Source organism: Shewanella yunxiaonensis, assembly GCF_018223345.1.
GTDB classification, from domain to species: domain Bacteria; phylum Pseudomonadota; class Gammaproteobacteria; order Enterobacterales; family Shewanellaceae; genus Shewanella; species Shewanella yunxiaonensis.
The window spans coordinates 1,987,466-2,004,983 of the sequence record NZ_CP073587.1; the positions used below are offsets into that span (position 1 = coordinate 1,987,466).

The 17,518-nt window shown below is 48.0% G+C and carries 14 protein-coding genes; 6 read left to right on the forward strand and 8 right to left on the reverse strand.

The window, feature by feature from the left end:
• Positions 1–12: 12 nt before the first annotated feature.
• The 4 genes from KDN34_RS09115 to dapA all read right to left on the reverse strand — a co-directional run bounded on the left by KDN34_RS09115 (position 13) and on the right by dapA (position 6,493).
• Positions 13–3,105, reverse strand: a complete 3,093-nt coding sequence (locus KDN34_RS09115) for an efflux RND transporter permease subunit (protein WP_212593503.1) — start codon at positions 3,103–3,105, stop codon at positions 13–15.
• 15 nt (positions 3,106–3,120) lie between these two features.
• Positions 3,121–4,173, reverse strand: a complete 1,053-nt coding sequence (locus KDN34_RS09120; protein WP_212593504.1) for an efflux RND transporter periplasmic adaptor subunit — start codon at positions 4,171–4,173, stop codon at positions 3,121–3,123.
• A gap of 315 nt (positions 4,174–4,488) precedes the next feature.
• On the reverse strand, positions 4,489–5,604 hold the full coding sequence (gene bamC / locus KDN34_RS09125) for an outer membrane protein assembly factor BamC (RefSeq protein ID WP_212593505.1): 1,116 nt from the start codon (positions 5,602–5,604) through the stop codon (positions 4,489–4,491).
• Between the two features lie 4 nt (positions 5,605–5,608).
• Positions 5,609–6,493 (reverse strand): 4-hydroxy-tetrahydrodipicolinate synthase, encoded by an 885-nt coding sequence (gene dapA / locus KDN34_RS09130; RefSeq protein ID WP_212593506.1) that lies wholly within the window; start codon positions 6,491–6,493, stop codon positions 5,609–5,611.
• Between the two features lie 172 nt (positions 6,494–6,665).
• Between dapA and KDN34_RS09135 the strand changes: the two genes are divergently transcribed.
• The gene (locus KDN34_RS09135; RefSeq protein WP_212593507.1) at positions 6,666–7,214 is read left to right on the forward strand and encodes a glycine cleavage system protein R; all 549 of its coding nucleotides are present in this window, start codon (positions 6,666–6,668) and stop codon (positions 7,212–7,214) included.
• A 25-nt stretch (positions 7,215–7,239) separates the two neighbouring features.
• Positions 7,240–7,710, forward strand: a complete 471-nt coding sequence (gene bcp, locus KDN34_RS09140; protein WP_212593508.1) for a thioredoxin-dependent thiol peroxidase — start codon at positions 7,240–7,242, stop codon at positions 7,708–7,710.
• 53 nt (positions 7,711–7,763) lie between these two features.
• On the opposite strand, the gene KDN34_RS09145 is transcribed toward bcp, so the two are convergent.
• Positions 7,764–8,855 carry an AI-2E family transporter gene (locus KDN34_RS09145; protein ID WP_212593509.1) on the reverse strand — a complete coding sequence of 364 codons (1,092 nt, stop codon included), beginning with the start codon at positions 8,853–8,855 and terminating at the stop codon, positions 7,764–7,766.
• Positions 8,856–9,163: 308 nt separating this feature from the next.
• On the opposite strand from KDN34_RS09145, the gene bepA reads away from it, so the two are divergent.
• The 3 genes from bepA (at position 9,164) to KDN34_RS09160 (ending at position 13,138) form a co-directional block, all read left to right on the forward strand.
• Positions 9,164–10,624, forward strand: coding sequence for a beta-barrel assembly-enhancing protease (gene bepA / locus KDN34_RS09150; RefSeq protein ID WP_212593510.1), 1,461 nt, complete (start codon positions 9,164–9,166; stop codon positions 10,622–10,624).
• 92 nt (positions 10,625–10,716) lie between these two features.
• Complete coding sequence (arsC, locus tag KDN34_RS09155) at positions 10,717–11,067, forward strand: arsenate reductase (glutaredoxin) (RefSeq protein ID WP_212593511.1); 351 nt, start codon at positions 10,717–10,719, stop codon at positions 11,065–11,067.
• A 148-nt stretch (positions 11,068–11,215) separates the two neighbouring features.
• On the forward strand, positions 11,216–13,138 hold the full coding sequence (locus KDN34_RS09160; RefSeq protein WP_212593512.1) for a hypothetical protein: 1,923 nt from the start codon (positions 11,216–11,218) through the stop codon (positions 13,136–13,138).
• Between the two features lie 32 nt (positions 13,139–13,170).
• Here the strand turns inward: KDN34_RS09160 and hda are convergent, their stop codons facing one another.
• Together hda and KDN34_RS09170 are read right to left on the reverse strand one after the other, a co-directional pair.
• Entirely contained in the window at positions 13,171–13,881 is a 711-nt protein-coding gene (hda, locus tag KDN34_RS09165) for a DnaA inactivator Hda (protein WP_212593513.1), read from the reverse strand.
• A 51-nt stretch (positions 13,882–13,932) separates the two neighbouring features.
• Positions 13,933–14,958, reverse strand: coding sequence for a DUF2066 domain-containing protein (locus KDN34_RS09170; RefSeq protein ID WP_212593514.1), 1,026 nt, complete (start codon positions 14,956–14,958; stop codon positions 13,933–13,935).
• Positions 14,959–15,215: 257 nt separating this feature from the next.
• On the opposite strand from KDN34_RS09170, the gene KDN34_RS09175 reads away from it, so the two are divergent.
• Complete coding sequence (locus tag KDN34_RS09175) at positions 15,216–16,445, forward strand: uracil-xanthine permease family protein (protein WP_212593515.1); 1,230 nt, start codon at positions 15,216–15,218, stop codon at positions 16,443–16,445.
• 54 nt (positions 16,446–16,499) lie between these two features.
• Here KDN34_RS09175 and ruvB read toward each other — a convergent pair whose 3' ends face one another.
• Positions 16,500–17,507 (reverse strand): Holliday junction branch migration DNA helicase RuvB, encoded by a 1,008-nt coding sequence (gene ruvB / locus KDN34_RS09180; RefSeq protein ID WP_212593516.1) that lies wholly within the window; start codon positions 17,505–17,507, stop codon positions 16,500–16,502.
• Positions 17,508–17,518 lie beyond the last annotated feature (11 nt).

The window sequence follows — 17,518 nt, forward strand, 5'->3', positions numbered from 1 at the left end:
TTTGCATCAATGTCATTCATTTAATTGCTGTTCTAGCTTTCGGCTAACCGCTAATGGTGAACCTGAATGGCGTGCAAGTAACGAATACGCTACGGGGATCACTAACAAGGTAAAGAGCGTCGCCAACAAAATACCAAAAAGTACCACGACACCAATCACAAAGCGGGTTTCAGCACCAGCACCGGATGCCATCACCAACGGTACTGCCCCCGCCGCCGTAGTGATCCCTGTCATCAGAATCGGCCGCAGTCGTTGCCGCGACGCTTGAATGATCGCGTCATGAAAGGCAATACCGCGGTCACGCAACTGATTGGCAAATTCCACAATCAAAATACCGTTCTTGGCCGCCAACCCCACCAGCATAATAATGCCAATCTGACTGTAGATGTTCAGACTTTGTCCAGTCAGCCAAAGTCCGATTAAGGCACCCGACATCGCGAGCGGGACCGTTAGCATAATGACTAACGGATGAATATAACTTTCAAATTGTGCTGCCAGCACTAAAAACACCACCCCTAACGCCAGTAAGAACACAAAATACATTGAGTTACCAGACTCCTGGTAATCGAGCGATTGTCCTTTGTAACTGATGACCGCCTCGGCAGGAAGATTCTGGCGAACCAAATCATTTAGGTAATTCAGCGCTTCACCCAGGGAATACCCCTCCGCCAGACTACCTTCAATAGTAATGGCCCGCATACGGTTGTAGCGGTTCAGCTCACTGGCATCCGCAAACTCTTGTACTGACACCAAATTAGATAAGGGAAGGAGTTCATTTGTGCGTTCTGAGCGGACGTAGATATTCTGTAAATCCGCCGGGGTATTCTGATGACTGCGTTCCCCTTCAATAATCACATCATATTCTTCGCCGTCACGCATAAAGGTAGTGACCAGACGTGACCCCAACATGGATTCGAGTGTACGACCTATTTGGGCGTTAGACACCCCCAGATCAGCTGCGCGGTCTTTATCAATCACCACTCGAAGTTGTGGCTTAGTTTCCTTATAGTCAAAGTCCAATCCTGTCAGCCCAGGATTTTCTGCGGCTTTTTGCATCAGAATATCGCGCCATTGTGCAAGTTCTTCATAAGTGGGGCCGCCCAGCACAAATTGCACCGGCTTATTTACCCCCCGACCAAATGCCTGTCGCATCACCGGAAATGCACGAATACCTGATAAGTCCTTCAGCCGGTTATTAATATCCGCAATAATCGCTTTCGCAGGCCGTCGTACCGACCAATCGTTGAGTACAATAACCGCCATACCATTTGAGAAATTTGCGCCGCCGCCCCAACCTCTTGGAGCTCTGACTAATAAGCGTTTAATTTCCCCGCTATCGACCAGCGGCATCAATCGTTTCTCGACTTCATCCATATAACCCGCAATGTATTCATAGCTGGCCCCTTGAGGGCCATTCACCATCAGAAATAATGAGCCGCGATCTTCCTGAGGGGCGAACTCTTGCGGTACCTGTTTAAACAAAAAGCCACTCACTGCAAACGCAAGGATGACCAATGTGCTGGTCGCAATGGGTCGAGCCATCGCGCGTTCAAGACTTACCTGATAAAAAGCACCGAGTTTGGTCATGCCGTTGTCAACCAACCGCATTAATGCCGTATCCTGCGACGAAGGTTTTAGCACTTTGGAACACATCATAGGACTGAGTGTTAATGCCACCACTGACGAAAATATAACCGCAGCACTCATGGTGACCGCAAACTCTTTAAACAGTTTGCCCAGATCCCCTTCTAAGAAACTGATCGGCATAAATACGGCTACCAGCACAGCGGTGGTTGCTATCACCGCAAACGCCACTTCCCGAGCACCGAGAAAAGCGGCTCGCAGCGGCGGTTCGCCGGACTCGATACGACGATGAACGTTTTCAAGCATAACGATGGCATCGTCTACCACCATGCCAATCGCTAAAATTAACGCCAGCAAAGTAAGCAAATTGATGGTGTAGCCTAGTGCATAAAGCACGATGAAGGTCGCCAGTAATGACACTGGAACTGCTAATGCGGGGATCAGCATTGCCCGTACGCTGCCGAGGAAGATGTAGATCACGACCACAACCAGCGCAACAGCAATGAACAGTGTTTGATAAACCTCTTTGATGGAGGCCTCAATAAACACCGAACTATCGTAAGAACGCTTAATCTGCATGCCTTGAGGCAACGTCGGATTGATTTCATCCACCAAACGATTTACTGCGCGAGCGACCTCTAAGGTATTGGCAGTCGATTGTTTAGAGACCCCAAGGCCAATCATCGACTCACCGTTACCACGAAACATAATGCGATTTTCTTCGGAGCCAAGATCCACTCGCGCGACATCCCCCAGCGTCACCAAATAACCGTCATCACCGCGCTTTACTACTAATCTGGAAAAATCCTTTTCGGTCATAAAGCCACGTTTTAGACGTACGGTAAAATGACGTTCCTGCGATTCGATTGAGCCTGCGGGTAGCTCCACGTTCTCGGCACGCAGCGCCGCTTCGACATCTGCGACCGTAAGATGCCGCGCAGCCAAGGCTTGACGATCCAGCCATATCCGCATCGCGTAAACTTTACCGCCACCAATACGCATCATTGCAATGCCGTCGATAACTGAAAAACGGTCAGTCAGATAACGCCGCGCGTAATCGGTCAGTTGGATAGTCGACAGTTGATCGGACACCAAGTTAAGCCACATGATAACTTCATCACCACCATTGGCTTTTTGCACTTCTGGAGGATCGGCTTCTTCTGGCAAATTATTAAGCAGGCCAGACACGCGATCCCGAACATCGTTGGCGGCCGCTTCAATATCGCGACCGATATCAAACTCCAGCACTACCGATGAACGGCCGTCACGGCTACTGGAGCTGATGTGGCGAATCCCTTCAATGCCGCTGATCCGGTCTTCCACCAACTGGGTAATACGACTTTCCACCACCGCAGCACTTGCACCGCGATAATTGGTTTCAATCGAGACGATGGGCGGATCGATGTTTGGGTATTCTCGTAATGGCAGTTTTTCAAAAGCAACCAGACCAAAGGCAATCAATAGCAAGCTGATAACCGAGGCGAATACCGGGCGTTTTACCGAAATATCAGAGAGGATCATGTTTAGTGCCTCTCATCAGTTGAAGCTTTCAGCGGGTTTGGGGATCACGGATTGACCATCTCGTACTTTCATCAAACCGCGTGTAATGACATATTCCCCTTGTTGCACACCATCGGTAATCTCGACCCACCCACGGCTGCGCAAACCAAGCGTAACATCTCGCTGTTGTGCTTTGTTGTCAGCGGTAACAACATAGACCTGATGTCTTTCCTGAATGGGTACAATAGCTGATTCCGGGATCAATAACCCTTCACGCTGCTGCTTAATCAATTTTACCTTCATCAACATCCCGGGCAGCAGCTGATTATCCGGATTTGGCATCACAGCTCTAACAGTGACCGCACGCGTTTGGGGGTTAATCCGGCTATCGACGGTCGTGACTTCACCACTGTACACTTTGTCGTCGTAGGCAACGGCACTTGCCTGCACTTTTTTGCCTGGCTGCAATTGCGCGATAAATCGTTCGGGTACCGGAAAATCCAATTTAATGGTGGCAATATCATCAAGGGTAGTCATCAACGTTCCTGGCGTGACTAAGCCGCCTTCAGATACTTCCCGCAGCCCCAGTTTTCCTGAGAATGGGGCCCTAATCTGCCGATCATTCACCGCAGAATTAGCCACCTCCACTTGCGCGATGGCACTATCAACCAGCGTTTGCAGCCGGTCCTGCTCAGAAGCGGCAATGGTGCGGCTTTCCACCAATCCACGTATCCGTTTTAATTCACGGCGATTTTCAGCTAATTGAACCTGGGCGAGTTTGAGTTGTGCTTGTTGTTGCGCATCATTGAGTTGCACCAGCAGTTGTCCTGCAGTCACGATGTCGCCGTCATTAAAGTAAATTTTAGTGATTAAATCACTCACTTTGGGGGTGATGACTACTGACTCGTTCGCTTTAACCGTGCCCAGCGCTTCAACTTCATCTTGAATCGAATGCATATCCGCTTGATAGACTACAACCTCTACCACGGCCTTATCAGCTCTACCCGGACTGGGGGCATTTTGGTTAACTAACCACCCGATCCCCAAGGCACTTATCATCACTAAAACCAACCACACGCTTTTTTTCATTAGTTCCTCGGGTATGGGTTTTGTCAGCGTTACTACAGCTGTCGTTAAACAGATGACCAATGAGCTGAATGTTGAAAGCGCATTATGAAAATTGACTTAAAATTGTTAGGTCGCCATTTCAACATCCCCATGTTTTTATTAAGGATATATGTCGATTTAACTGTCAATCTTATCTAATTTCAGTCAATTATAGACAAATCTGATGGTTCACTGAGGATAGTCTGACAGTGGTCCGATGGGCAGGGTTAAGTGTAAACAAATGCAACAACAATAAAAAAAGCGCCTAATTAGGCGCTTTTTTTATCAATGAGTTAATTAACGTACTTTGCGATCTTCGCTCATGACATTGGAAACAGCTTTATAAACACTTTCGACTTTATCATTACTCAGTGGTTGATCTTCGTTGTCACGGATCCTGATTTCAGTCTTATTACTGTCTTTGGCGTCTTGCTTGACCAACAGACGGTAGTTGTCTTTATTCTTCAGCTTAATTTCGTCATCGCTGAACAGCGAACTCCAGAAACCAGATGTGTCATTGAATTTCACATAGTACAAGCCTTTGGCTGAATCCATGTCGATGACTTCAAAACCAACTTCAGGTAATACTATCGCCAGTCTGTCCCATGTGCTTTTCAATGGTGCATCAGCGAGCCAGAAGCTCTCATCTTTGTCCGATGCCGCTGTAACGTAGGTTACGTCGATACCCTTGCTCTGTTTTACACGCATATTCTGAACGATACGAGAACGCTCTTTGGCCATGTAACCGATGGTGCTATTCAGCATGTCAATGGCATAACGCTTTTTATCTTCGTTGTTCAGCAATACCTGGCTATCTTCACCATTGTAACTTTGTTGATGATCCAACAGGTTGATAACCAGATTACCGGTACGACCATGCGGCCTAACTTCCAATAGGAACTCGTAACGCTGACGAACTTTGTACACTTTGTCCGCACCAATCCATGGGCTGTCGATGACTTCATCATGTTCGATCCAGTCAGTATCGATGACGCCGTTATCGTAATCTTCCTTGGCAATGGCGTAGTCTTTGCTTTTAAGGAAACCTTCCACAACCGCAAACATCTCTTTCTTAAGATCAACGGTGCTATCAATGGTTTCCACTACAACTTTAATGTTATCAGCACCTTCTTCGATATGCGTGCCATCTGCCATCGGCAAAATCTGCAGCGGTGGACGGATATCCAGAGCATCACCTACCAACGCCTTATTCGATTTCGTCCCGACGGCTGGAATAGCATAGTCCTGGCTGAATTTGGGGCTTAATAAACCTTCAGGGATTTTCAGAGGACCGGTGCTTTGGGCATTGATATAATCAAAATTGCCATCAGCCTGACGACGAGTTAACGGTGTGGTACAGGCTGTTACCGTAAGTGCAGCGAGAACCAGTGAAATTTCCTTCAATTTTAACATTAAGTTATTTGACCTCTATGCGGGCTTTTTTCATTGCTTGAAGCAACAGACCATGAAACTCCTCAGAAAGTTCAGTCAAAGGCAAACGAATTGTGCCATAACTGATCAATCCCATACGATGGGCAGCCCATTTTACGGGGATTGGGTTAGCTTCACAAAACAGTGCTTTATAGAGATCTTTAATGTCGGCTTCAGCCGCAACCGCAGCGGCGTCATCACCACGCAAAGCCGCGTCACACATCGCTTTAAAGGCTGCTGGCACAATGTTATTAGCCACGGAGATAATGCCATTACCACCAAGTTCCAAAAACTCTCTGCCCGTCGCATCATCACCACTAAACAACAAGAAATCATCGCCGCAAAGTGCCCGCAATTTTTTCACCCGAGAAAGATCACCGGTAGCTTCTTTTACCGCAATGATGTTGGGCACTTCCACCAACCGAGCAACGGTTTCCGGTTTCATATCAACCGACGTACGACCTGGCACATTATACAGGATCTGTGGAATATCGGTTGATTCTGCAATTGCTTTGTAATGCGCAACTAATCCATGCTGGGTCGGCTTGTTGTAATAAGGCGTCACGCCGAGCATGGCGGCGAGGTCAAGGTTTGACATCGCGTGGGTAAGTTCAATCGCCTCTGCAGTTGCATTGGCTCCGTTACCGCCGATCACAGGGATACGACCGGCAGCAAATTTTATCGTTTGGGCAACAACGTCAACGTGCTCTTGCATGGGCAAGGTCGCTGACTCACCTGTGGTGCCGACCGAAACAATGGCATCTGTACCATTGTCGACATGAAACTCCACCAAACGTTCTAAACTGGCATAATCCACAGAGCCGTCTGGGCTCATAGGGGTAATTAAGGCAACGATGCTTCCGCTAATCATGAGATTTCCCCAAATATTCAGGATTCGCTATGGTACTGAGCCAGCGAAATGATCACAAGGGGCGTAGGGCTAACAATTGGAATAAGTTGTGGTAGCATTAGCCAAAGCATAAAAATCTCTCCTGCGTCGCTGTGTTAGCGCAACCAGCGCCCCGAAAACACGAGGAAAATTCATGACCAATTACCTGGTCGTCACCGCCATGGGGACGGATCGTCCCGGACTGGTTGCCAAATTGGCACGTCTGGCTACTGACTGTGATTGTGACATCGTTGACAGCCGCATGGCTCAGTTTGGCAATGAATTCACCATGATTATGATGATGGCGGGATCTTGGCCTGCAATCACTAAGTTGGAGACTTCCCTCCCGGGATTATGTGTCGAACTAGAATTGCTGATGGTGATGAAGCGCACCTCTAAGCACGTGCCATTACGCTATATCTCCAGACTGGAAGTGACGTTTAACGGTCAGGATCAGCGCGGCACCATGCGTAACATCACGCAATTTTTAGCTGATCGCTCCTTAGACCTGGCAATGGTCAGATCCTTTGCTGAAGAACCTGAAAATGGTGAGCAAAAGCAGCATCTGCTGTTCACCATCAATGTTCCAGAGAAAGTTGACCTAGAGAAACTGGAAAAAAGTATTTACGAGTTGGCAGCGGAAATGTCCCTGAGCTGCACTATCCGCAGAATGCAGGGCGTACCGGTGCCAGAAATTGATTGATCTGAGATAACAAGGATACGTGGAAATGAATACGTTGAAAGCAGGTGCCGTTGCGCCTTCGTTTACTCTGAAGAATCAGTACGGTGACGATGTTTCATTGCAGGATAAATTGCAACAAGGGAAGGTGTTGGTTTATTTCTACCCGAAAGCCTTAACACCAGGTTGTACCGTACAGGCCTGTGGACTGCGTGATACCAAGAGCGAGCTGGCGGAACTCGGAGTATCTATATTAGGGATCAGTACGGACCCGGTCGCCAAGTTGCATAAGTTCATGGAAAAGCACCAACTCAATTTTGATCTGTTAAGTGATGAAGACCATGCGATTGCTGACGCCTTTGGCGTGTGGGGCGAAAAGAAATTCATGGGGAAAGTTTATGATGGCCTCCACCGTATCAGTTTTCTGATTGCACAAAATGGCAACGTGGAAAAGGTATTCGATAACTTCAAGACCAAAGATCATCATGAAGTTGTACTAAACTACCTGAAGGGCCAATAGCATTCGCCAACTAAAAAGCCACCGAAATGGTGGCTTTTCTATTGGTGCTGACGCTATTCGGCCGTTTTCGATAAAGCGGCCTGCAGTGCTTGTTCGCCAGAATTTGGCCACACGTTAATAACCGCCTTAACTAATGACGCTAATGGGATCGCAAAAAACACCCCCCAAACGCCCCATAAGCCGCCGAAGATCATCACGGCGGCAATAATCACCACAGGATGCAAATCTACCGCATCTGAAAACAACAAAGGCACCAGCACGTTGCCATCCAGCGCCTGGATAACACCATAGCCGAGCATCAAATAGCCAAATTCAGCACTGACGCCCCATTGGAAAAACGCGACCAACACAATTGGCAAGGTAACCAGAGTGGCACCCACATAAGGAATTAACACGGAGAGCCCAGTGGCTACCCCGAGTAACGCAGCGTAATTCAATCCCATCAAGGCAAAGAAGATGTATGTCGCAACACCTACGATAACAATTTCTATCACCTTGCCACGGATATAGTTAAAGATCTGCTGTTCCATTTCATACCAGACCTTACGTGCTAACTCCCGATTGCTCGGAAAAAAGCGCTTACTGCCTTTGATTAACTGGTCTTTATCTTTTAAAAAGAAAAATACCAACAACGGCACCAAGATCGCGTAAACCATCAAGATTAGCAACGAGGCTGAATATCCAAGCAATTGTTTGCCGATCCCCAGCAGATGTTGGGTATCCAGTAACTTTTTCAGTTCAGCTAACATCGAATTAAGTTGGTCAGCGCTGATAAATTGCGGATGTTCCTGTGCCAATCGTTGCAGCATAGTCACGCCTTTATCTAACATCGTGGGCAACTCTGCTATCAACGCGGCCCCCTGACGCCAGATGCTCGGAATAAGGCCAAATGAAATCAGGATCATAACCCCAACAAATAACACCAATACCAGCGAGGCTGCGGTAGTGCGATTGATACCAATACGCGCCATTTGTGCCACTGGCCATTCCAGTAAAAAGGCCAACACTAGTGCAACCAATAACGGCATTAACAAGCCGCCGGCAAAATACAAAATCAACGCTATCCCTAACAGGATAAACAATAAGGTTAAAGCCTGTGGATCACTAAAACGGGCGCGGTACCAACGACTCAGATAGTCGAACATTAACGAGCTTCCTGTTTGAAAAAACGCTTTGGCGTGAATTGGGGTGAAGTTCCACCACTATATCGGTTCGGATTAACCAATTTACAGAACTTTGCGGGAACATACTATCAACCGGGACTGTCAGATTGCAGTATGATAATCGCAACCGGATAACCGCATAATAGTTAACTTCATCAATGCTGATAATTAGCTGTATGTGCTTGCTAAATATAAAGTTGGCCTATTATCCTAAGTTGCAAGTCAAACCACAAGCCAAGTAGCGATATCCTACTGGCAAAATTTCTGAAGGTTCAAGCTTGAGTACATTGATGTTTTCATGTTTCAAACGCTTAATATTGACTTCTGTTGCAGCAGCAAGTCTGGGGGTTTGCGCCCACAGTTTTGCTAGCAGCGACGATCTGCCAGACCTTGGTACCGCCGCTAGTCATGCACTAAGTATTGATAAAGAGATGATTTATGGTGATGCGTATATGCGTGTCATCCGAGCGCAGGCGCCAGTGCTCTATGATCCCCTACTCGCCCAATACATTACGGAACTCGGCAATCGCTTAGTCGCCCACGCGAATAACGTGCGAACCCCCTTTTACTTTTTCATGTTGCAAAACGATGAAATTAACGCGTTTGCATTCTTTGGTGGGCACGTTGCCGTGCATACCGGGCTGTTCTTATATGCTGACAACGAAAGCGAAATGGCGTCGGTACTCGCGCATGAAATTTCGCACGTCACACAACGTCACCTTGCTCGTTCCATTGAAGCACAACAGAAAACCGGACCGGTGACACTCGCAGGCATGTTGGGCGCGATATTACTGACCATTGCTGCACCACAAGCTGGTATGGCGGCACTAGCAAGCACACAGGCTCTCAGCGCTCAATCACAGATTAACTACACTCGACAGCATGAACAGGAAGCTGACCGCTTCGGTATGCAAACAATGGTAGCGGCCGGGTTTGACCCCAATGCCGCGGCGACATTTTTCAGCAAATTAGCGGCTAAATACCGATATACCAGCAAACCACCACAGATGTTGCTGACACACCCGTTGCCTGAATCACGTATCTCTGAAGCCAGAGATCGAGCAGCACAATATCCGCATATCACTGTGGCACCGAGCTTAAACTTCCATCTCGCCAAAGCCAGAATACAGGTGAGGTTCTCTAGTTATACTGATACCGCTGTCTTATCCTTGTTTAACGAACAGTTAGCGAAAAAAGACTACGTGTTTAAAGAAGCCGCGCTGTATGGCAAAGCATTAGCGTTGTTTCGAATGAAAGATTACAAAGGCGCAGAAGCCATTATCGATCCCCTGTTAAAACAAGATCCGGATAATCTTTTTTATCTGGATACCAAAACGGATCTGCTGACTGAGGCGAAAAAGTATGATCAAGCGATTAAATTGCTAGAGGCGCAGCGACAAATGCGTCCATCGTCGCTGGTGATTAATACCAACCTTGCCAATGCCTATCTGGAAGATAAACAAGCGGCCAAAGCGATTCCCATACTGGAACAGATGACTTTTGATGACAAAGAGAACTTATTGCCATTTCAGATGTTGAACGAAGCCTATGAACAAACCGGTAACAAGGCGATGCAATATTATGAAAAAGCAGAAGTTATGGCATTAAGAGCCGATTTCAGTGGCGCGATTGATCAACTGAATTTCGCCTATCGTGAATCAGATGGACAGCCGCTGCAAATTGCCAGAATTGAAGCCAAGTTACGGCAATTCCGCGATGCCGAAGAACAGATGAAAAGTCTTAAACAATAGCCTGTCACTCGTTAACTCAGCGGCTGCGTCTGACGCAGCCGTAATTTTTTGTTATGCTCGCGCTAATCCCCTGTTGAAAGGTTATTGTTAAGATGCCAAACGTAACGCTATATCATAATCCTCGCTGCTCCAAAAGCCGCGACGCACTGACATTATTGCAAAACACCGGCTGCCATATCGACATCATCGAGTATTTGAAAACACCGCCTGATGCCAACGCGATCAAAACCCTCCTCGCGCAATTACAGTTATCTCCCAGAGAACTGATGCGAACCAAAGAAGCCGAATACAAAGAACTGGGGTTGGATAATCCGGAATTAACTGATGATGAATTAATCGCCGCGCTGGTGGCAACCCCAAAACTTATAGAGCGACCTATCGCTGTTGCGAACGGCAAAGCTATTATTGGCCGACCGCCTATTCAAGTATTGAGCATTCTATAACTAAAATGCCTGGCATGAATCCCAGGCATTTTACTTTCTAAGACAAATAGATCCGTCACATCACGTTGGGCTTCCTCTCAGCCTGTGTTATATTTTTTACTACATTTTTGCAAATAATTGCTAACAAGTGCTAGCAGAGGAAATTGCCATGCGACGGATTGTTTTGCTGTTGTCGGTGTTAATGTTTGCAGGTTGTGGTGGCGGTTCTGGCTCAGGGACGGATACGCCGACGCAGACACCATCAAAGACGCTTGCCCGCTGTACGGCACAAAGTGTTCCTCAAACCATTATTGGCGACCATCTCACCTTTTATCTGCAGTCACAATATCTGACGCAACAGCAAAGCAGCATCGTCGCCACCCTCAACAATAGTGAAAGTTCTGGCTACCAATTTCATTGGCAACAACTTTCTGGGCCGTCACTTACCCTTGTTATCGCAGATAGTCCGGTATTACCGTTCGTGGCAACAGCCAGTGGCGACTATCGTTTTCAACTCACAGTGAGTGGCAAAGGCGTAACTTACGTTGAAGACATATCACTCAATGTAACAGATGGTGAAGGGTTAAACGTGAGACTTGATCACCAGGTGGTCGAAGGTGGTGATGTAAGTTTACGTTTAGACAGGGAAAATGGCGGCATACCGCAAAATATTACATGGTGCATTGCCTATGGCCCCGATGTGGAAATGAAATTAGACAACACCGAAGTCCCGTTATTTACAGCACCGCAAACAGTTACTGATACGCTACTCATAGTGCGAGCGACCGGCAGTATCAATGGGGTTGAGATGGCGGATGATGTCAGTCTGTTAGTCACCAATGAAGCGAGTATCACGTCCACTTATTTCACCACCCCAGTAGCTCGAACTCATCTATATCGAGAAAATTCTCCATGGCGCGAAGTTTTACAAAATTGTGTGTATTCCAATCAATTAGGCGACAGTTGCAGCTTAACTACACTACCGCTCATTGGTCAGGAAACCACGGAAAATGACGCCGACAAAGAAGCCATTATGAATAGAGTGTTGGTGTCTCATGATTGGATGGGTGAAAATTTTGAGGCGTTTTTGAATACCTTAGATAGCCAAAGTGATTTTGCTAAGCTGTTGCAATCAGTCACCGCGATTGTCATTAGCTATGATGTAAGACCTTCATTTTATTGGGTGGTGACTGGCGCAATTTACTTAGATCCGGAAGACCTATGGTTAACAGCCGTCCAACGTGACACGATAAATGAAGCACCGGATTACCGTTCGGCCTATGGGGAAGATTTACAATTTTTAGTGCCCTGGCGTTATGTCAAAGATAATGACTATGCCTCAATTTATCGTGACAGAGCGTTGCGACAGTCCAGAACTTTAGCGGAACTGGAACCTGATTTAGCATCATTGCTTTACCATGAATTAGCACATGCCAACGATTACTTCCCCCGCAGTATTCATAGCAGTCTGACAGGACCAACATTGTTGGATGATTACTCAAAACGGTCAAACAACCAAGCGTTGGGTTCTGATCAATTAGCAGTGCTCTACCCTTTGCAATCAGCTGAAATGATGTCACTCGCTGGCGTACGTTTCTTGGGTGATACCGCCACTGCGACCGAAAAAGCCTACGTCCCGAGCGATGTCTCAGGATTTTTCAGCCCAGATCGCGCCAACGATTTTTATAACTACAGCACCTCTCGCGAAGATGCCGCCATGCTGTTTGAGGAAACCATGATGAGTTACCGACTCGGCATTCAACGTGATGTCGCGATCACAGATAAACCCGCAGTGATCAGCGCCAGCACCGTTACGGTGGATTGGGGTGAACGTGGGCGTGTTGCCGACGCGGATATCCAACCGCGAGCAGCTATGATCATCAACTATTTGATGCCTGAATTAGATGGAAGCGCTATCGCCGCATCGCTACCAACACCGGTGAGCATGCGCGCGGGTGAAAGCTGGTTGTCGAACCTGGTGCTGAGTGATAGCAGTAATAGCAAAAATGCGCCGCAAATGATCCAGTCTTTAGATGAAACAGCACATCCACTACAACTCAGCGGTGACCGCCATCCACAAGCTCTGCAATAACGCAAAAGGGCCGCATTAATTGCGGCCCTTTTCTAAAGTCTGAGGATCTCTTTAATAAACGGAATGGTGAGCTTACGTTGATGAACCATAGAGGCTTTATCTAACTTATCCAGCACATCAAATAATGTCCGAAGATCGCGCGCCAATCGGTTTAATAAAAATTTGCCCACATCCTCTGGCAACTGCAGTCCGCGCATCGCCGCACGACGTTGCAACGCCGCCAGTTTTTCATCATCCGCCATAGGATGCAGCTGATAATTCAGCCCCCATTGCATTCGGGAAACCAGATCTGGCAGTACGAAACCACATTCAGCGGGCGCGTGACGACCACTCACCACCAGAGCACAGTCTGAGCGTTCCGCCACACGATTATAAAGATCAAATAGCGCCTCTTCCCACAACGGGTGTCCGGCAATCGCATCGACGTCATCGATGCATACCAGATGCAGCATTTCCAATCCTTCCAGTAATGCGGTTGAAATACTGGCATGAATGCCTAGAGGGACATAGAAACTACTACGCCCATGTTCGTTGGCATGGGCACAAGCGGCATGAATAAGGTGGGTGCGCCCCGACTTTTCTGGCCCCCACAAAAACAGAGCCTGAGGTCCGTGACCTTCAGCACAAGCCCGCAGTGTTTGGATCAGCTGATCATTCCCTGCTGCGGGGTAGTAGCTTTGAAAGGTCTCGTCATCCGGCAAATGCACCGGCAGCGATAACTGCAGTGGAACATGTTGAGTCAATCAGAGTATCCCATTAAATCTTACGAGAACAGCACGTGCTATCCACCAATTTTATTGGCGGCTATGCCATTCGTATGTGCCAGCACTGACACTGTTGTCAAATCCTGCACTGGCAGTCTCCGGTGCCGCAACCATTCGCGATTCTAGGCTAAATAAATTTTTGAGTTCAGCTACCGAGCCAAACAATTGCAACCGATAGCTGACTTTATCACCCTGCAGCTGATCAATGGTGATGGACTTCACCGCGGTCAGTTGCTTTAGAAACGCTTCTATTTCTACTAACTGCTTTTGAGTGATGGCGCTAAAGGTCACGGTTGTTTGCTGAGATTCACCAGAATCAGCGACCGCATAACGAGAGACAAAGTAGTTGGAAAGCGTGAACATCATTGCCGCAATTGCAGCAGGCTTATCTACAGCAGTATTTTGGTCAGAAATTAGGGGCTGCATAAAAGCTTGCTCACTATTCGTCTTATCGTACAACGAAATTTGATAATGAATGCCGTCGCCAACCGTCGTCAGCGATGCCATCGCAAAATAATCCGCCTGATATCGTGCAGAAGCTCTGGCAACGGTATCGGCAAACTGGCCACGGACATCATTCACGTTAACCGCCTGCAGATCATCCAGATCCATTAATGGAAATAGCACAGGGATCCCACGCTGAGATGACGCATCAGCAAACAGCTGGCGCTCGTCATTAGTGACCCCATCCGCCACAATTTGCGGTTGGTTATTTTCATCACTTGCTAACCAGATGAGCGTCAGTGGGCGCTGCCGCCCCCATACGGGTTCACCAGCAGCACGTAACAGGTTAATGATTTTATCGTGTTCGAATAATGCCTGTAACTTAAGTTGGCCTTGATCATCGGTATAACCAAACTGCATCACCATTGATGATGCCTGACCCAGACGTTCAGCTACCATATTATTGTTGAGCACACTGCGCGCACCGGAATTTTTCACCAATACGTTGCTGAGCGCTTCACGAATGGCCGCCTCACGATCAGCATCCGAACGTGAGGCAACATTGACAACAGACTGGTCAAGCTGACTGACCTCGACAGCAGATGCATGCATGCTGCCTAACAACCAACAACACCCCAATAGCCGAAAAAATAGTTTGCGCATAAATTGTTTAATCTGGATTGGCGCCAATGGCGCAAGTGTACCATAGATCGTCCCTAGCGGAATCGACTTAACTTGCTCCGAGTACGCTTGGAACCTATTCCCATTGCAATTGCAAAAAATTTGAGCTGTATCGCTCAAAAAAATCCGAACATGTAGATGGGATGCTGTTAGCATATGCCGGTTTAACTACACCACGGATAAAAACGATGAAAAACCTCACCCTTCCGCTGCAAGGTGCACAAATGTTATTTGTTGCCTTCGGCGCGCTGGTATTGGTCCCGCTGCTCACGGGGCTCGACGCCAGTGTTGCACTATTTACTGCCGGTATCGGCACCCTGATATTCCAACTGGTCACTAAACGCCAAGTGCCAATCTTTCTGGCATCTTCTTTTGCCTTCATTGCGCCGATCACATACGGTGTTGGACACTGGGGCGTATCCGCCACCATGGGCGGATTGATCGCCGCTGGTGCTGTATACCTGGTGTTATCAACGCTGGTGAAACTGCGTGGTCCTGAATTTATAACTCGTCTGTTGCCACCCGTTGTTGTTGGCCCGGTGATTATGATCATCGGTCTTGGGCTGGCGCCCACCGCCGTTAACATGGCCTTAGGTAAAACGGGTGACGGCAGTGCCGTATTAGTGCCACAACAAGCCGCGCTGATGATCTCGATTGCGTCGCTGGTAACAACCATTACCGTGGCCATTTTCGCCAAAGGTTTACTGCGTTTGATGCCCATTTTAGCCGGTATTATTGTGGGCTATGTCTTAAGTCTGTTTATGGGCATTGTCGATTTTGGCGCTATTGATAATGCAGCTTGGTTCTCCATTCCAAACTTCGTTACACCTGAATTTAACTGGAAAGCCATCGCCTTTATGATCCCCGTTGCAATTGCACCAGCGGTCGAACATATCGGTGATATTGTGGCAATCTCAAATGTCACGGGGAAAGACTTCCTGCAAAAACCTGGTTTGCATCGCACCCTGGCAGGTGACGGTCTGGCAACCATGGCAGCCGTTGCCCTGGGTGGTCCACCAAATACCACGTACTCCGAAGTGACTGGTGCGGTTACCCTGACCCGCAACTTTAACCCTGTCACTATGACCTGGGCAGCCATTACTGCAATTATCCTGGCATTTGTCGGTAAGCTAGGTGCAGCATTGCAAACAATTCCTGTGCCTGTGATGGGCGGCATTATGTGCCTGCTGTTTGGTTCCATTGCGGCTATCGGTCTGAATTCCATGATCCGCGCGCAGGTGGATTTGGCGCAACCACGCAATTTGGCAATTGTGGGGGTTACCTTGGTATTTGGTATCGGTGGCATGGCGTTTGGTGTAGGTGATTTCAGCCTTACCGGGATCAGTCTCTGTGGTATTGTGGCGATTCTGATGAATTTGGTGTTGCCACATGATTTACCTCATCACGAGAAAGCCTGATCATTGCCTTATCAAAAAGCCGCTCAATTGAGCGGCTTTTTGATGTCAGATACCCTACTCCGGTTTCATTATGCCGAAATGGCGATATGCACGGTCAGTAGCGATACGGCCTCGCGGCGTCCGCTGAATAAATCCCTGCTGAATTAAGAATGGCTCCAATACGTCTTCAATAGTTTCGCGCTCTTCACCAATTGCCGCAGCCACGTTATCCAATCCTACCGGACCGCCCATAAACTTATCGATAATCGCCAGTAACAGCTTGCGGTCCATGTAGTCAAAGCCTTCTCCGTCCACATCCAGCATGTCCAGCGCCTGTTGCGCCACAGTCTGGGTAATACGGCCATCATGTTTAACTTCAGCAAAATCTCGCACCCGCCGCAACAACCGATTGGCAATACGCGGAGTGCCGCGGGAACGACAAGCAATTTCTCTGGCGCCATCCTGTTCTAACGGCAGTCCCAGCATCGAAGCGGACCGTGTCACAATAGTGCTAAGATCGTCCACATTGTAAAACTCTAACCGCAGCGGGATCCCGAAACGTGCACGCAATGGCGAAGTCAACGCTCCAGCACGGGTGGTCGCGCCGATCAATGTAAACGGAGGAATATCCAGTTTGATAGAACGCGCAGCCGGGCCTTCACCAATCATGATGTCTAACTGATAATCTTCCATTGCGGGATAAAGAATTTCTTCAACCACAGGGCTTAACCGATGGATTTCATCGATAAACAGCACATCGCCAGCTTCGAGATTAGTCAGCAGTGCCGCTAAGTCACCCGCTTTTTCCAACACCGGACCGGAAGTGGACTTGATGTTCACGCCCATTTCATTAGCAACAATCATCGCCAAGGTGGTTTTACCCAATCCTGGCGGGCCATAGATCAACATGTGATCTAAGGCTTCGTTACGGTTTTTGGCTGCCTGAATAAATACTTTCAGTTGAGTTCTGGCTTCATTCTGCCCGGTGTATTCATCCAGCAGTTTTGGCCGCATGGCGCGGTCGATCAACTCTTCCTGCGGATTGTTACTGTGGGGCTGAATCAGTCTGTCTGCCTCAATCATAACCAGGCCTC

Coding starts and splice junctions, on each gene's coding strand:
- KDN34_RS09115 (WP_212593503.1), bottom strand. CDS start 3,105: ATGATCCTCTCTGATATTTCGGTAAAACGCCCGGTATTCGCCTCGGTT.
- KDN34_RS09120 (WP_212593504.1), bottom strand. CDS start 4,173: ATGAAAAAAAGCGTGTGGTTGGTTTTAGTGATGATAAGTGCCTTGGGG.
- bamC (WP_212593505.1), bottom strand. CDS start 5,604: ATGTTAAAATTGAAGGAAATTTCACTGGTTCTCGCTGCACTTACGGTA.
- dapA (WP_212593506.1), bottom strand. CDS start 6,493: ATGATTAGCGGAAGCATCGTTGCCTTAATTACCCCTATGAGCCCAGAC.
- KDN34_RS09135 (WP_212593507.1), top strand. CDS start 6,666: ATGACCAATTACCTGGTCGTCACCGCCATGGGGACGGATCGTCCCGGA.
- bcp (WP_212593508.1), top strand. CDS start 7,240: ATGAATACGTTGAAAGCAGGTGCCGTTGCGCCTTCGTTTACTCTGAAG.
- KDN34_RS09145 (WP_212593509.1), bottom strand. CDS start 8,855: ATGTTCGACTATCTGAGTCGTTGGTACCGCGCCCGTTTTAGTGATCCA.
- bepA (WP_212593510.1), top strand. CDS start 9,164: ATGTTTTCATGTTTCAAACGCTTAATATTGACTTCTGTTGCAGCAGCA.
- arsC (WP_212593511.1), top strand. CDS start 10,717: ATGCCAAACGTAACGCTATATCATAATCCTCGCTGCTCCAAAAGCCGC.
- KDN34_RS09160 (WP_212593512.1), top strand. CDS start 11,216: ATGCGACGGATTGTTTTGCTGTTGTCGGTGTTAATGTTTGCAGGTTGT.
- KDN34_RS09170 (WP_212593514.1), bottom strand. CDS start 14,958: ATGCATGCATCTGCTGTCGAGGTCAGTCAGCTTGACCAGTCTGTTGTC.
- KDN34_RS09175 (WP_212593515.1), top strand. CDS start 15,216: ATGAAAAACCTCACCCTTCCGCTGCAAGGTGCACAAATGTTATTTGTT.
- ruvB (WP_212593516.1), bottom strand. CDS start 17,507: ATGATTGAGGCAGACAGACTGATTCAGCCCCACAGTAACAATCCGCAG.